9 protein-coding genes and 2 pseudogenes are annotated in these 15,009 nt (G+C 56.4%); 3 read left to right on the plus strand and 8 right to left on the minus strand.

Annotated features, from left to right (window positions below):
• Positions 1–8 precede the first annotated feature (8 nt).
• Complete coding sequence (locus NLY43_RS13560) at positions 9–5,597, minus strand: DUF3320 domain-containing protein (RefSeq protein ID WP_023702828.1); 5,589 nt, start codon at positions 5,595–5,597, stop codon at positions 9–11.
• A 476-nt stretch (positions 5,598–6,073) separates the two neighbouring features.
• Here NLY43_RS13560 and NLY43_RS13565 point away from each other — a divergent pair, with 476 nt between their 5' ends.
• On the plus strand, positions 6,074–6,961 hold the full coding sequence (locus tag NLY43_RS13565) for a thermonuclease family protein (RefSeq protein WP_084561205.1): 888 nt from the start codon (positions 6,074–6,076) through the stop codon (positions 6,959–6,961).
• 1,037 nt (positions 6,962–7,998) lie between these two features.
• On the opposite strand, the pseudogene NLY43_RS32565 reads toward NLY43_RS13565, so the two are convergent.
• From NLY43_RS32565 to NLY43_RS13595, 6 genes and pseudogenes are all read right to left on the minus strand, one after another.
• A pseudogene (locus NLY43_RS32565) lies at positions 7,999–8,145 on the minus strand (DUF4236 domain-containing protein); the annotation flags it as partial.
• 59 nt (positions 8,146–8,204) lie between these two features.
• The gene (locus NLY43_RS13575) at positions 8,205–9,245 is read right to left on the minus strand and encodes an OmpA family protein (protein ID WP_031198374.1); all 1,041 of its coding nucleotides are present in this window, start codon (positions 9,243–9,245) and stop codon (positions 8,205–8,207) included.
• Entirely contained in the window at positions 9,242–10,555 is a 1,314-nt protein-coding gene (locus NLY43_RS13580; protein WP_023712786.1) for a hypothetical protein, read from the minus strand. Before NLY43_RS13580 ends, NLY43_RS13575 begins: the two co-directional genes overlap by 4 nt.
• Positions 10,555–11,310 (minus strand): hypothetical protein, encoded by a 756-nt coding sequence (locus NLY43_RS13585; RefSeq protein ID WP_023709441.1) that lies wholly within the window; start codon positions 11,308–11,310, stop codon positions 10,555–10,557. Before NLY43_RS13585 ends, NLY43_RS13580 begins: the two co-directional genes overlap by 1 nt.
• A 55-nt stretch (positions 11,311–11,365) precedes the next feature.
• On the minus strand, positions 11,366–12,799 hold the full coding sequence (locus NLY43_RS13590; protein WP_023706372.1) for a hypothetical protein: 1,434 nt from the start codon (positions 12,797–12,799) through the stop codon (positions 11,366–11,368).
• Between the two features lie 284 nt (positions 12,800–13,083).
• A pseudogene (locus NLY43_RS13595) lies at positions 13,084–13,563 on the minus strand (transposase); the annotation flags it as partial.
• A gap of 90 nt (positions 13,564–13,653) precedes the next feature.
• Here NLY43_RS13595 and NLY43_RS13600 point away from each other — a divergent pair.
• On the plus strand, positions 13,654–13,857 hold the full coding sequence (locus NLY43_RS13600) for a DUF6471 domain-containing protein (RefSeq protein WP_023698275.1): 204 nt from the start codon (positions 13,654–13,656) through the stop codon (positions 13,855–13,857).
• Between the two features lie 55 nt (positions 13,858–13,912).
• Here the strand turns inward: NLY43_RS13600 and NLY43_RS13605 are convergent, their stop codons facing one another.
• Positions 13,913–14,581, minus strand: coding sequence for a hypothetical protein (locus tag NLY43_RS13605; RefSeq protein ID WP_023702833.1), 669 nt, complete (start codon positions 14,579–14,581; stop codon positions 13,913–13,915).
• Positions 14,582–14,603: 22 nt separating this feature from the next.
• Here NLY43_RS13605 and NLY43_RS13610 point away from each other — a divergent pair, with 22 nt between their 5' ends.
• Positions 14,604–14,846: a hypothetical protein gene (locus NLY43_RS13610; RefSeq protein WP_023702834.1), complete on the plus strand. Its 243-nt coding sequence runs from the start codon at positions 14,604–14,606 to the stop codon at positions 14,844–14,846.
• Positions 14,847–15,009 lie beyond the last annotated feature (163 nt).

Consider the following 15,009-nt stretch of genomic DNA (forward strand, 5'->3'; position numbering starts at 1 on the left):
ATGCCCGGTCACACTTCAGCTAATGCCTCGCTCGCGGACTCGCCGGCCACCAACAAACCGTCTTGGGGCCGCAGCAAGCCCTTGGCAATCAAATCGGCGACCCCAGCTGAAATCAACTGCCGCAATTGTGCACTTGTGGCTTTGAAGCCCAGCATTCTCGCAACGGTTATTGCGATTTCTTCCTCCGTCGCACCGAGGTTGGATTTCACGACTTCCATGGCGCCTTGGGCGACTTCGTCCTGCGCAATCATTTCGGGCTTGCGCAATCCAGCGGACACGACGCCGCTGCGATCCCTGAGACGAACAGGAGCACCTGGCTTGAAGCAGAAGCTGCCTCGACGGGCTACTGCACCACCTCTCTGCGCTAGGCCTACCCCTCGCTCGATTGCATCCTGAATCCTGCCACCGGCCCGCTGCAGACCCCACGCGCCCCGAATACGCGAAACTATTTCGTCGACATGGATTGGTGTTTCTATAGCCACCACCTGCTCGACCAGTCCGGCCATGATTCCGCTGGGCGTCTCGTGGAGTTCGAACGATCCCGGTCGGTTTAGTTCGGCCTCTTCGTAGGCTCGATTGGGTATCTCGGATCCCTTTGTGCTTTCGAGACCGATTTCCGTCACGTTGCCTCTGTCGACCGTAACAACCTGCACGGCTACAGCACGATTTCTCTGGACCCCCAATTCGGCCCGCTCATCGAGCTCTTTTCTCGCAGCCTCAATCGCTAATATGGTTCGCTCCAGCTGCTCGCGTGGCCTCTGAAACCAGTCAGCGTTCCAGATGCGATGGATTATCCAACCATGGTCTTCCAGAACAGACTGCCGTAGCCGGTCTCGATCTCGGGCCGAGCGCGATGAATGATATTCTGCGCCATCACATTCGATGCCAAGAATATAGCGGCCTGGCCTCTCCGGATCAGCAACCGCGAGATCGATGAAGAAGCCTGCAATGCCAACCTGAGCATGAACCTGGTAACCCTTTCCGATCAGCGCGTTGGCTACCTGCTCTTCAAAGATTGAATCCATTTCGCGAACCGTGGCCTGGGCAAGCGAAATTCGCCCTGTTCTCGCGTAGTGCAAGAAGAGCTTGAAGGCGAAGATGCCTTTCCCTTTGCCACGCTCCAGGTCGATGTCCTCGTCTGTGATGGACGCGAATACTTCGCAGCTGCGCTTGGCGCGGCTTATGAGGACGTTGAGCCGACGCTCGCCGCCTTCCGCACCAAGAGGGCCGAAACGCATGGCCATGTACCCCTGCGCATTCTTGGCATACCCCACTGAGATCATGATCACGTCGCGCTCATCGCCTTGAACATTTTCAAGGCTCTTGACAAAGAATGGCTCGCTGGGGTGCGCGTGAAAGAACTCCTCCGTATCGGGATTTAGTCGCCGCAGCCCTTCGAGTTCATCCTGGATCGCGCGGCGTTGGCTAACCGAAAATGTTGCAACGCCTAGAGTCTCTCGCGGGTTCACCTTCGCATGACGGATGATCGCTTCGGCTACTGCTCTCGCCTCTACCGGATTGGTTCCTGTGCCACCGGAATCGAAGACCCCCTCTGGCACATGATGAAACCGCAACCCCATGCCTGCCTCTTGGGTATAGGGGCTTGGCACGATGAAAAGCCGGCTCTCGTAGAACTGGCTGTTCGATACGGCGATCAGAGATTGGTGACGGCTACGGTAGTGCCAGCGGAGCATACGCTGCGGCAAGCCGCGGGCCGTGAACAGGCCGAGGATGCTTTCGATGTCGGCGACCTGCGCGCCCTCACCCTCGTCATCTTCAGACTGCGAGCCTGTCACCTTGGCGAAGAATGTCGTGGGTGGCAGTTGGCGTTCGTCGCCAACAACGACCACCTGATTGGCCCTGGCGATCGAGCCGAGCGCGTCCACAGGCTGTATCTGAGACGCCTCGTCCATCACAAGAAGATCGAAGGACATCCTGCCGGGCGACAGGAATTGGGCCACCGAAAGCGGGCTCATCATGAACACTGGCTTGAGTGCCTGGATGGCAGGCCCTGCCTTCTGCATCAACTGCCGGATAGGCATGTGGCCCCGTCTGCGCGCCATCTCAGAACGAAGCAGTCCGACTGGTCCAGCTCCGCCGTCTCTTGAAGGAATTTTTCGGTGATGAGCCGTCACAACTTCGATGGCACCGGCCTTGATCCTCTGTCGGTCCAGATCCGCGAAGTCACGTACAGCCCTGGAATGCAATTCCCCGTCGAACCTTGCCAGCTCCGGCTCATCGGTCGCCATCGCTAGAAACATTCGTTCGTAGTAGGCCATATCGAAGACTGATCGCGCCGATCCTGTTGTAATCTGGCCGTCGGCCAGGCCGTCTATCAGCTGTCCCAGTCCAGCCTTTCGGGCTGTTTCGGATCGCTCTCCATAGGCAACCCATTTCGAGAGCTGTTCCTGATGATCGAGCCACCCCTCCAGCCGAGAAACAACCTCGACTATCGCGACGTCTGGAAAATCGTCTACTCCAAACAAGGAGGGAGCATCGGCCTTCAAATCCCCTGCAAGCGCCTTCAATTCCCGCGCTGCCGCTTGGGCCGCTTCACGCGCTGAACGCGCCAAGTTTGCGATCTCTTTTCTTTCAGGCAACCGCGCAGCCAAATGCCGGATTGAGCCATTTTCTCTCAGCCAAAGTTCGGCTTGCGCGAGAGCGGCCCAATCGGATCCTCGACCGAGCCACGACGAGCCGAATGCGAACTTGCCAAGGCTTTCCCCATCCTCGATCTCTTGATCAAGCGCTTGTAGTCTGCCTAGTCGGCGCAGTATCTCCACCCGCTCACTGATCAGATCTGGAACGTCAGTCAGAACCTGTCGTGACGCGTCATCGGCTTGAGCTACAGTGCTTGCCTTCGCTTCCATCATTTGCAGCGAGGCCCGCTCGGCGGAAGCCACGTCACCTTGCATGGACGACGCAAGGTGGCCTAAATCGTTCCAAAACCCCTCGATAATCGGCTGACCGATGTCGATCACCTTACGAACTCGGACCGCACGCGCGCCCGCTTCAGAGCGCTCCGCCATCCGCCCGGCTATCATTCGCGGTTCCGAGCCAAGTCCCCTCAGCGTGCGCATCCACTCCACTAAGGCCTGGAGTGGTGCCGAAGACGATCTCTCACCGCGCCAATCGGCTCCGAAGGCGGAAGCGCCAAAGGCGTCGCCTTCGCACACTTTTGCTGCGGCCGCTTGGCCCTTCATTAGAATGTCGAGGAGACCCACTATCTCCGCCGCAGGCGCGCTAGGGGCCACCAAAATAGTCCGCACAAGTGCAGTGGCACGACGGTAGTCGCCATTCAATGCTTTCAATATTCCCGTGTGCTCGGCGAGCGCTTGCCGCGCCGCGGCCACGTTGGTACTCCACGCGGCATCAACAACTTTGCCCTGAAGCTCGGCTCTAGCAGTCTCTAGCGTTGCTACGCTGTCGGCAAGGTCACCAGCCTGTTCCAGCCCGGAGTCCCAAACTGTGGCTGCGAATGCCTCAGGGCTCGCATCGGGGGCTGCCGCAACTCTCTCGCCGGTCATCACTAACCTGAGGAGTCCTGCAAGCGTGTCCGGTAAAACCGTAGACCCCAGTTCTTGATTTAGCCGCTCAGCTTCTTCTCTTAAGCGTGGGAGCAACACGGTTAGCTGGCGCGCACGAACGAAACCATCTTTCGGAAAGTCTGAAGGAAGCTTAGCAAGCTCTGTCTCGAGACCTTCAAGTGGCGTGTCGATAGCCGTCGCCACCAACTGCTCCGACAGTTCCTCGGATTTGCGGTTGAAATCTGTTCCTGTCCAGAGAAGCGATGCAATGTCCTTTGGACGCTCATCCCAAACCGGCGAGACTAGCGCCTCGGCAGGAAGTCCAGGTGCGGACGCGAGAAGCTCAGCGCGATCTTCTACCTCGCCGCTGTCGCTGAGGATTTGCGGAGGCTTCGCCTCGATCCGCTCAGCAATATCGGCCAGTTTGGCGTGCAGAGCCTTTGCTTGATCCAGCGACGACGCAATGCGTGGGACGAGCCTCTCAATGGTCGTTGGTAGAACGACATCCAGGCCAACTCCCCGCCATGGGTGGTGGATCGGCAAGCCGATCTCGTTGATCCGCTGAGACACGTCATCGAGAAGTTTGCGACGTTGCGAGACACCGTCATTCGTCCAAGCGGTGGCATCCTCAAGTTCAATGTCAACTGGCTTTTGCCCGTTCTGCCTTAGTCGGGTTAGCTGGCCAAGAACTTGGTATGGAGTGAGTTCGGACGTTCCAAATGGAACATGCATCCTTGTAGCATGTGCATTGAGTTTGTCCCTAGCCTCCAGCAGGCGTTCAGTAAGGGAAGAAGCAAGCTGTCCGCGAGGCGATCCGAGTTGCCAGGTGCGCCGCAACTCCTCCAGCATCATGCGCTTGTTTGCCTTGTTGCTATGGAGCTCAAGGCAGGCGTCCCCCACCCCCGCAGTGTCAAGCCGTCGCTTCACGACCTCAAGTGCGGCCATTTTTTCCGCAACGAACAGCACGGTCTTTCCATCGGCAACGGCCGACCCGATAATGTTTGCGATCGTCTGCGATTTTCCTGTCCCGGGAGGACCTTGGATAACGAGGTCGCGACCCTTTCTTGCATCATGGATCGCCAGCGTCTGAGAACTGTCACTGTCGACGATATGCAACATTTCGGCAGGCGCGATATGCGGATCAATCGCAATGTCGTCCGACATCAGCGGTTCGCGTGTTTCGAAACCATCTGAAAGAAGCGAGCGGATCTTCGGTTGTTCGATAATCTTTGCGCCATCCGGCCAGAGATCCGGATCCAGGTCACGGTACATCAAGAACTTAGCGAACGAGAAGAAGCCGAGCACCATATCATCGGCAAGCACCTGCCAATCCTCTTTGGTCGACACTGCTTCGGCAACGGCATCGAGATAGGCCGAGACGTCGAAGTCGTCTCCTACTTCAAAACGCGGCAGGGCGAGCTTGTGAATGCGGTCGAGATAGAGTTCCAAGGAGAGGTTTGCGGTAAGATCTTCCGTACGAGCTCGCAGCCGAAACTTTTCTCCAGCGGCCCCTCGCTCCAGCCGTACCGGGACCAAAATGAGAGGAGCCTGGCGGATGTTTTCTTTGTTGCTCGGGTCAATCCACTTCAGCATGCCAAGGGCCAGAAAGAGGATATTGACGCCCTGCTCTTCCTCAAGTGTGCGGGCATCGTGGTAGAGATCAAGGAGCCGGCGCTGCAGCCCCGTTGGGGTCATCCTCGTCTGAAGCTTGGTGTCAGAATGTCGCGCAGATACCCCTCTATCGTCGAATCCTTCGTCCTCAGGCTGAGCAAGAGCAACGGGGGAATAGTCGATTTCCTCGTCTGGAGGGCTGCTTTCAACCTGGCCTGCCTTCGGCCGATCCGGCTTGCCGGCCAGGAAGGTAAAAGCCTTTCCTTCGCTCACCAGCAATCGATAGATCTCAGACGACCTCTCGTCGACAATATCGATCGTCTTCGCGCTCTTTGAAAACCGTGGCACATTCAAAAGTCGGTTGCGAGCAGAAAGGTCGAGCAATTCCATCCTGGCTCGCTCGAGCTTTTCCTTTAAAGGCAGATCGCTTTGAAAGACCGATTTTTCAACTTCCGACACTCACACCCCCCTGATAGGCTGGACACATAGAGCCTAGACAAGGGCTGTCCGCAACATAAAATGCTGGTTTTTCAACCTCGAATGGCAACCACCAACACTTCAATCGTTTAGTATTGTGAGCACTGCGGCTTGGTGGAAAAATTGCGGATGTTTGTTTAATGTTCCGAACACTTCGCATCCCCACCTTGATCTCGAGGTTCCCTTTCGGACAAAATGCCATCATACGTGTGGACGAGGTGTTGGCAGCTCTGGCATCCGCCTCGCCGGCCACGACCAACTGGCGCACAAGCCGACTTCTTTTTGAATCGGCCTCCTAATTTCATTCCGAGAAAACTTGTAGGCTCCAGCGCGGAAAGATGGTCGTGTTTACGGAAAAGGTAACTACAAAGTCGTGACTTCGGGCTGATCTGCGAAGGCACCATGATGTTCAAAGCGCCGAACTACAAGGCAAACCAGCGCCAGCGAAAAAGGCGCCTATGAATGGTGCAGAGGCACGTTACAAATCATGCAGCTTGCGTTTCGCAAAGGATCGGAAATTGAATAACAATCGCTATTCTCATCGTCGCCGCGCGCGACCAAGGCGCGGCGCTGAACCAATCGTCCGCAGACGTTTCTCTCCAGATGTGCGCTTGCCTCTGATCCTGGTGATCGTGGTGGCCTTGGCTGCTTACGCGACCCACTATTTTACAGGCTCGGGTGACCAGTTACGTGGTCTCGATATAGCAAACTCGGCCGGGTTGAGACGGGCGCCGATAGTAGGCATAGCATCGGTGATTGATGGAGACACGATAGAGATCCACGGGCAGCGCGTCCGGTTCAACGGCATCGATGCACCCGAAAGCCGCCAATACTGCAATGACGCTAGCGCACATCAATACCCCTGCGGGCGCCGGGCGGCCGAAGCATTGGCAAATTTCCTTGCGGCTTCGCAGCCTGTCCAATGCACATTTGTTTCATGGGATCGGTACCGTCGCTTCGTCGGTGATTGTCGGCGCGCGGACGGTGTCAGCGTCGCGTCCTGGATGGTCGAACATGGCCAAGCCTTGGACTGGCCCCGCTATAGCCACGGCGCCTATGCGCAACAGCAAACTTATGCTGAAACCGCAAAGGTTGGAATCTGGATTGGGACGTTTGACAACCCTTGGGATTGGCGCGAACAACATGCCGAATCTGCGAGCCCAACCAAAAGCCCCCTTGGGCTTGTCAGCCGTCGCCAAGTAGCACAGAGCTACTCATGCCAACCTCGCCGCTTGTGCACGCAGATTTCATCTTGCGAAGAAGCACGTTGGTATCTCGCCAACTGCTCATGGGGGAGCAAGTTGGATCGAGATAGCGACGGGATTCCGTGCGAAGGCGTTTGCTGACCTGGGCTCACGCTTTGAGCCCATCCCCAACCATCACTCCCTAGTGTGCGTAGCGTTATGAATTGGCGGTCGGAGCTTCGATGCAATTGCGCGAGTGCCGATAGAGCCTGGCAAAAGGGCTGGCTGACGTTTGTCTTGGAAAATTCCACCAACTCGTTAAGTCCGGACGGGCTAGAAAACCGCAACGCTTCGTAGCGGCATACAGGGATCTGCCGATTGTCTTTGAAGCGCTTGTCAGGCCCGCCGTTTTTGTTTGGGTGAGCCCAGGTGTAGCTCACGATCTCCGCATCAGATGGAACTTTGCCGGTCTCGATAAAATTACTCGGGGCGAATTGGGTCTGCAGATCGGCATATCCGACTGCGCCGTATCGGTTTCCGTCCTTCACCAGCACTAGGTCAGGCATGAAGAAGAGCACCTGCCGACCCACATGGATTGAAGGAGGAGTAACGTTGCTGCGTACAACCTTCGGCAAGGAGCTTGTAAGTGTCGTGGGCTTTTTGTCGACCAGCATGCTGGCCCCGGCATTTCGCTTCCAAGCAGTCAGATTCTCTATCTTGCCGCCGGCAGCGACATGCCATCTCCCTGCGCAGCCGGTGAGAGTTTCGAACGCGCCGACAAGTCGCCCGTAGGCGGCCTCCGCGTCTTTTTCCAGATCGTAATAGAGCACGCTCACCCGGCGGTAACTGTCAAACCATTTGCCAATGAGCATACCCGGCACAAAGGCACAGATGCCCAGCACCGGTGCGGCACCTCCGAGCTTGGTCCCCACAAGGAAACCTGCAATCCCGAACAAAACCGCGAGTGCTACGGACAGCCGCGTCTGCGATTGCCTGGCATTGATTTCATCGAGCACATTGGCGAATGTCTCGTCACGCATTTCCACCACATCGCGGGACTCGATTTCTCTCATCACGACGCCGTCAGAGACGTATTCCGGGCGCGAGGATTGTGGACGGGGTTGCGGCGCAGATGGGGTCTGAGAGAGCTGAACTACCTTCTTCGCGCTGGCCTTGCCTAAAGTGCCACGATAGTAGAGCCCACCCACGCCGGCGTGGATGTAGTGACCTCTTGGCCCAGTGCCGATGCGGAGGCCCTTCACGCCAACGGAAGCCCCAACCCCACCGGACGAAAAGTTAAAGCGGAATGGTCCCGCACTGATCGATTTTCGAACGTAAAACCCCATAGCCCAATCCCCCCAACTCAACTGCCGTACCGACTAAGGCGCCAGTCTCTCGTCCCCATTCATGGCTTGGCGCCACCAACCGGCGCCAATTTTGATCGCTGCCTCACCCTAATCTCGATGCGCCTTCGAGCCCGTACATCGCCAATCTGCGCTCCGTCGGTGAGATGATCGCCGGGCAGGATGAGCTGACCACCAGACATCGGCAAAATCGTAAACCCCTTTAATGCGGGCATGTCACTGAGCACACTTGTAACTGAAATCGCGCGGGCCAGCCCAAGACCGGCATTGTCGGCGGGATGGAGTGAGCCGATTTCCACTTTCCCTGACAGGACCGGTTGGAGCCCCTTGTCCATGTTGGAGGATTCGCCCGCCATTGCCTGTTCGTCCGTGTGTCCAATTACCTCAATCACGTCGACACCGTACGAGGTCGCAGTCCCGGCGATGGTCTTCGCAAGATCGCGCAACTTTGTTTTGAAGGCATTCGAAAGCTCTGCGCTTCCGGTATCGAAATTATAGCCATCCAGTTCGCTGAGACTGATGATCGGCGGCCAATCGTGAGGTTTTGCTGCTTGCGTCGGCTCTGCAGCCTCCTTGAGCACATCAGCCAGATCCTGCAGCCCTTTGTCGGTGCCGGCGTAACCGAATTCTCTCAAAACCTTCGCCGCATCTATCATGGCCTTGGTCTGATCAATGCTTATGTCGTTGTCCGCAAGGACTTTCGCGACAGGGGCATTTCGCACGACCTCCTCCAGAGAAATACCTGCTTCCTTGACCGACTTAACAGCATCCTTGGCCAGGACCAGCTCGCGCCATTGTTCGTCGGGAACGGTTCCTCCCCTCGTGGGCTGAAACACCGCTTTTATCTGAGCCAGAAGCCGCTTGTTCTCGGCTTCGAGCCTCTGCACGTTTTCCTTGTTTGATTGAGTGGCTCGCAGTGCCTCATCGGTCTCTTTCTGCTTTTTCGTGATGATAGCACCGGCTGCTAGCAACAGGCAGAACACCAAAAGCAGCATCGTCTCGGCCATGGTCAGGCCCAGTATCAAACCGCGGCCAAAACCCTTGCGCTCGAAGGCGACCGAAGTCCCGCCAGCGTCACTCACCTGCCCCACCAACTGGTTCGCTTAGGCGGTTCCGTTCGTTCGGCGGGAGGCTCGCTTCCCAGAGTTTGGAAAGCGTCTGGTTGGGGCTCAGGCTCGACCCGAATTGGTGCGCTCTCGACGGTGTCATTTGCGGCCAGATCTGCCAGTGGCTGTTCAATCGCGATAGGAGCGTTGAGAGGGGGAACAGGCCTCGGCGCGTGAAGGGTTCTTCCTGCCAAGGTTGCGACAAGGTCTCCGGTGTCCTTGCTTTGCTTTTGCACCACTGCGGCAAGCGCCTGGGTCAAGCGTTGTTGCGCTTGGACGCTCTCCGCTGTTTGCTCTGCGGCTGCCACAGCCTTTTCCACACCTGCGGCCACTTTAGCCACAGCATCAACGAGGCCCGCCATGCGGGCTTGCTGTTCCTGCGAAGCCGTCTCTGTTTTGACAGCATACTGAGCGACCGCGCTGCCAAGAAGTTTCACCATCGGCGCCAGATCGTTCTTAAGGACCTCATCAGGGACGACAACCTTCTCCAACTTGGTGGCTACGCTTTCGGCCTGTTCACCCAGTCTGCCAACTGAAGAGGACATTGAGCTGTTGGCTTTGTCGAGCAGATCGGCTGCCGCCTCGACGCGCTGTGCGATCGACGAGAACTGACTTTCGATCTGCCCAAAATTGTGGCTCAAAGCATTGCTGAGCTTTCCCGAGGCCTCTTGAACTGGTCTGATCGATTCCATCGCGATTTTATCCAGGGCCGATCTTATGTGCTCTCCGTTCCGCTCCGCTTGAACGGCGATTTCGGCAAAACCCTCCTCCAACATCTGATTGCTTACGCGGCGAAAGTCAGCGAATTCCCTGGTTACACTTTCCATCTCGGCTCTTACACGCCGCGTCATATCCGCGAGTTCGTGCCTGACCGTCCGTTCGATGTCGGCAGGATCGCGGCGCATCTGATTGTAAAAGATCCGCAAAGCAATGCCCGTGATCGTCGACGTCACCGCGATACCAAAGTTCCTCACGATTGTGTCGGTGGATCCTTCGGAACCAAACTGAAACAGCGATACGCCGAGACTCGTCAACGTAAACAGGAAACCCATGTAGTAGAGATTGTCGCCTGTTTGCTCATCGTGGAGCCGTAGCTTGCCGGTGAAGACGGACGCGGCAAGATAGATGAGCATCAGGCACACCGGTGCGCTCGCCGCCATTATAGGGTCTACGCCCGACAGCTTGGCTATTGCGATGAACACGCAGCCACCCAGGGTTAGCGTCGCAAAGACGAAAAGGGGCAGGCTCGGATGTCCTAAGAACGACTCCCCTCGCTTCTTGGCCATTAGTTTAACCCCTCCAACCCTACCAGCTTCTCAAAATCACCATGATGGCTTTGAACCCACCGGGTCCAGAACTCTGCATGTTCGAAAGAGCCAAATGGCTTCTTCGCCCTATCGACGTAGAGTATCGTAAACCCGACGCCATCGAGCGATGTCCCGTAAGTCCTGTCAGCCGCGCTATCAAGGTACTTCTGATAATCGAGACCCGAACGATATTGTGAGTACAGCGCCGTATGTTCGATCATATCTGACGCGACTATTATTCGCTTAGCGGTCTTCTCTTTCGCCAAACTGCTATCGAATAGCGACAGTTTGATTTTCTGAATTCCGGCCATGATCGGAGATTGGCTCGCGGATTCTCCATTGGGAATCTGGTCGGGAAGGTTCGTCAAAGGGTCCTCGAACGCATCTTCCCATTTCTTCTGCCGCCGAGACGGATTGTTCGTCCAGCTGTCGACCGTCGAGCCGTCGCCCGGATTGCATCCATCAAACATCACAGTCAGGTCGCCGGGCCTCGCGCCCAGCGTCAATATCTTGAGATAGCCGCCAGGCTCGACGCGCCCAATGGTCTTGCGGAATTCATTCTTCAGATCCGCCATGGTTATCGGCGAAATCGGGTCGGTGGCGTCGATCAAGACCGCTGTCAGGCTCACAGGTCCGTTCAGTGGGCAATTCGTGCTGATGTCGATTTGGTCCTTCCCGGATCTCGACCACATCCAAACAAAACCGGCCAGCATCACAGCCGACAGTACGGCCAATCCGGCTGCTGCGACAATTGTGCCGCCACTGCCTTTCTTTCTTCTGCGACCCCGCCTAGCCATTCACGCTATCCGGATGAAGCTTGTCGAGATCTCGGTACTGTTCGATCCCGCGCTCGCATTCCAGCCCGATGAGCCGCACCTGAGCGTTGAGTTCTTCCTGCGCGTCACGAATTGAGGCGCCCAGGTCCTTCTCGCTCCATTCATCGTCGGACGATATCAGGGGTTTTATGCGCTCAAGTTTGTAGGGTGTGGCAAAATGTTTTGGCGCTGGCTCTGTGCGGGCCTGGAAATTGGCCTCCCTGTACTTTGAGAGAAGCTGGTTGCAGGCTCGCTCCAGCTGGTCTTGATGCTGCGCAAAGAGCGTCAGCAGCCTCGACCGATGGTCGATGATCGCTCGATGCTCCCTGCGTCTGCTCCCCAGCCGCTTGACGATGTCCTCCACCTTCTCGTTGTGCTCATCGCGCACCTCTTGCAGAGCCTCGATGAGCTCGCTCTTGCGCTCGATGTAGTCTTCCCGGCGAGCCACCAATCTGTTTTCGACACCCGCATAGCCCGGGTATGGGTCGAGAACGAACCAGCCGTCGATAAACGCAAAGATCGAAAACATGAGACCAATGCCGAACAGAAGCCAGGATTTCACGTCCATAAGGCCAGCCGGATTGGCGAGCATGCTGCGCACGACCTCGACGCCGGCTCCGTCCACAAAGGACCCGCTAACCTCGCGGTAATGCGCAAGCGCTAGGTTTATGGTCAATGCCAAGCCGATATAGGCCACTATCGACAGCGCGCCGATCAACTTCACAAAAAGCGATCTGTGAGTCACCAGGCGTGCACAGAATATTGCGAACAGCAGAGCGGCGCCGATGTTCAAAAACGAGAAAGCGGCGGCTTCGAGGAGCCCGCCAAAGAATCCCTGTTCATTTCCCTTTGCGAGGAAATTTCCGTTCATCGCCGTTTCAATGAGGAACAGGAAGATTAGCAGGGACACTCGGAAAACATGGGCCGCTCCGTGTTGAACCCTCACAGCCCGGACAAGCCCGTGCTTCTGTTTGAACCAGTCGTGTTCTTTCTCCGCATCGTTGAGCGATTTGCGCAATCCGTGAAGTTCGTCCAGGCCCACCGCGATCGAGGCCTTGAAATCGGAAACACTGGCGGCGTTCGCCTGACGGATCAGACCAAACTGCTCTTCAAAGTCGAGGCCAGCCAATCGGCCGGAGAGTAGCTGTAGGCTGTCTTCGAGTGTGTGATGTGCGGCCTTCTTTTCGTCCTCGACCCTCTCGATAACTGTGTGCTCTATATCGTCGAAATTCTTGGCCGTTTTCGGGGGCTGGTTAGCCTCGCCTCGCTGCGTTCCACGACCTTCAAGATCCATTTCGCGATCAATTTTCGCGACATCCAAGCTATTGAACAATTGGGTGCTGGCGCGGAAATCGTGATTTGCCTCTAGTAGAGACTCCCGCAGTTTATTTAGCTTTTCGAATTTTATTCCCACAGCACCGCACCCATTTTTTTACCTCTGCCCGCACAAATGGCTTCTATGCACAGTAGAAGCAAAGGGCAACTGCGTCTTCGCAACTTTGCGGTCCACTGCTCACGAGACGATCGTCTGATGTAAAAATGACAACGATAGCTGCCGTGGCAAGCGGACTTGGGCCAATGAATAGGCCAGGCAGCATACTCTTCTCCGCCGGGCTTTGTGGCGAAGGAACTGAAGATCACGCCAATGAGCTGCTAAAAATCGACTCCAGAGGCGTTCGCGCAGTAGCAGAAGCGCGCGCCCTCGGCGCGCACCACGCCACCAAAGTAAGCGCCGTCAATCTCGACCTCGCCTTCAAGGGTTTCGTTCTTGGTTTCAGCCGACAGGCTTCGCGCAGCTTGTGAGCCAGCACAAAGGCGGTCTTGTACTGCACGTCCAGATCGCGAGAGAACTGGACCGCCGACATGCCCTTCGCGCCGTTAACAAACAGGCAGATCGCGGCGAGCAGATCGACAAACGACAGCTTGCGCCAAGGCGAAGATCGTGCCCTCGTAACCGAGAACTGCGCCCCCGCAAGCGGCGCACTTGAACTTGCGACGGGTCGGAATGTCGTAATGATCCAGGCACCCGCATTTCCGGCAAACAGGCTCGCCTTGAGTCGAAGCGCAGCGAAGGCGCTTGAACGCGTCGTAAGCCTTTTCCTCGCCACCCTTGTAAATCTCTTTCAGAGAAAGGGAGCGGCTTTCGGCGGAAAGGAGGAAGTGTTGGGCTATTGTCATCATATCCGGTTATATGCGGGGCTTGTATCGCCAAATACAGGGGCCTGTACCACCGACTGTGATGATATTTTTTGAGGCGAGGCTATGGCAGGCAAGGACGACCCGCAGACCGTCGAATACGAGACGAAAGCCAAGAACCTTTTGAAGTCAGAGTTGAAGCGGAAGGGCGTTACCTATGCCCAACTCGCCGAAAAATTGGCGACTATGGACATTCACGAAACCGAGCGTATTTTGAACAACAAAATAAGCCCGGGGGCTTTAGCGCTGCGTTCTTACTGCAATGCTTAGACGCTATCGGGGCATCCTCATTGCGGCTTTCGGAGTAGTTTTACTCGGGGCGGCTTTACCGCCAGACGAGCGCAAGAGCACTCAGCCCCAACATTCCGAACAGCATCAAGAGACCATAGGCAACCCTGTTGCGGCAAGCCCTCCGCCAGTCCAACAGGCAAATGAACCCCCAAGTTACACTAACCCATGCCAAGCAGGTCACGATGATCGCAGTTCCGATCTGTGTGCCCAGTGGAACGCTGCCGACGCTGCCCAACAGTCGGCGAACTGGACCACCATTGGCGCTATCGTGGGTGCTTTCACGCTCGCCGCTGCTATGGCCGCTGCTTACTACGCCAAAGAGGCTGCTAGGCACACCCAGCGCAGCGCCGACATTGCCGAAAAGGCTTTGCTCGATATCGAGCGCCCGTATTTGTTCGTCACCGCCACCAAACCGTTGGTGGGGGTGACGCACGATTGGGCTGACAAGCCCGACAACAAAAGACCAATTCCGGAAGCGGCATACTCGATCAAGAATTTCGGACGCACTCCTGCCATCATAAACGAGATTCGGGCGAGCCTCCGGCTTTGCAACTTGCCGCCAACTCCGCATTACCATCCCGGAGAAATCAATGACGTTGAACGGGTGCTCGGGGCAGACGATGCTCTTAGCCCTGCAGCTTTTGATCGCGGCGGCCCTATCACAAACAATGTGCTGAATGAGCTTTTCCTGTCCGATACTCACATAGGGGCGGGTTCCCTTCCATATGTATCTGTATGGCGAGATCACTTATTCGAGCGTCAACGGGATCACCGACCAATTCGGATTTATCTACCGCTACTCGCCTCCCGGCAATACGTTCCATTTGCAGGACATTCCCGGCTACACCTACCGCCACCGTGACGTGAAGAAACATAAGCAAAACGATGACTTATCGGCCTTAGACTTGCTCCGAACGCGTAAAAGCGGCCTCGGGCGGTTGCAAGATCGCTACAATGTTTATTTTTGATATCCGCTCGGTAAGGCGCTTTTCGCTTAAGCAACTAGGCGTTCTCACATTTTTTGTTCAAGAACAAGGCGTTACACAACTTGCCTACGAGGCGAAAGCGCCTTAAGTGTCAACGTTTACATACGCGAAAGTGCCTAAAAATCCTGCCTGCTGCGGATGGAAA

It is taken from the genome of Mesorhizobium sp. C416B (assembly GCF_030323165.1).
Lineage (GTDB): Bacteria > Pseudomonadota > Alphaproteobacteria > Rhizobiales > Rhizobiaceae > Mesorhizobium.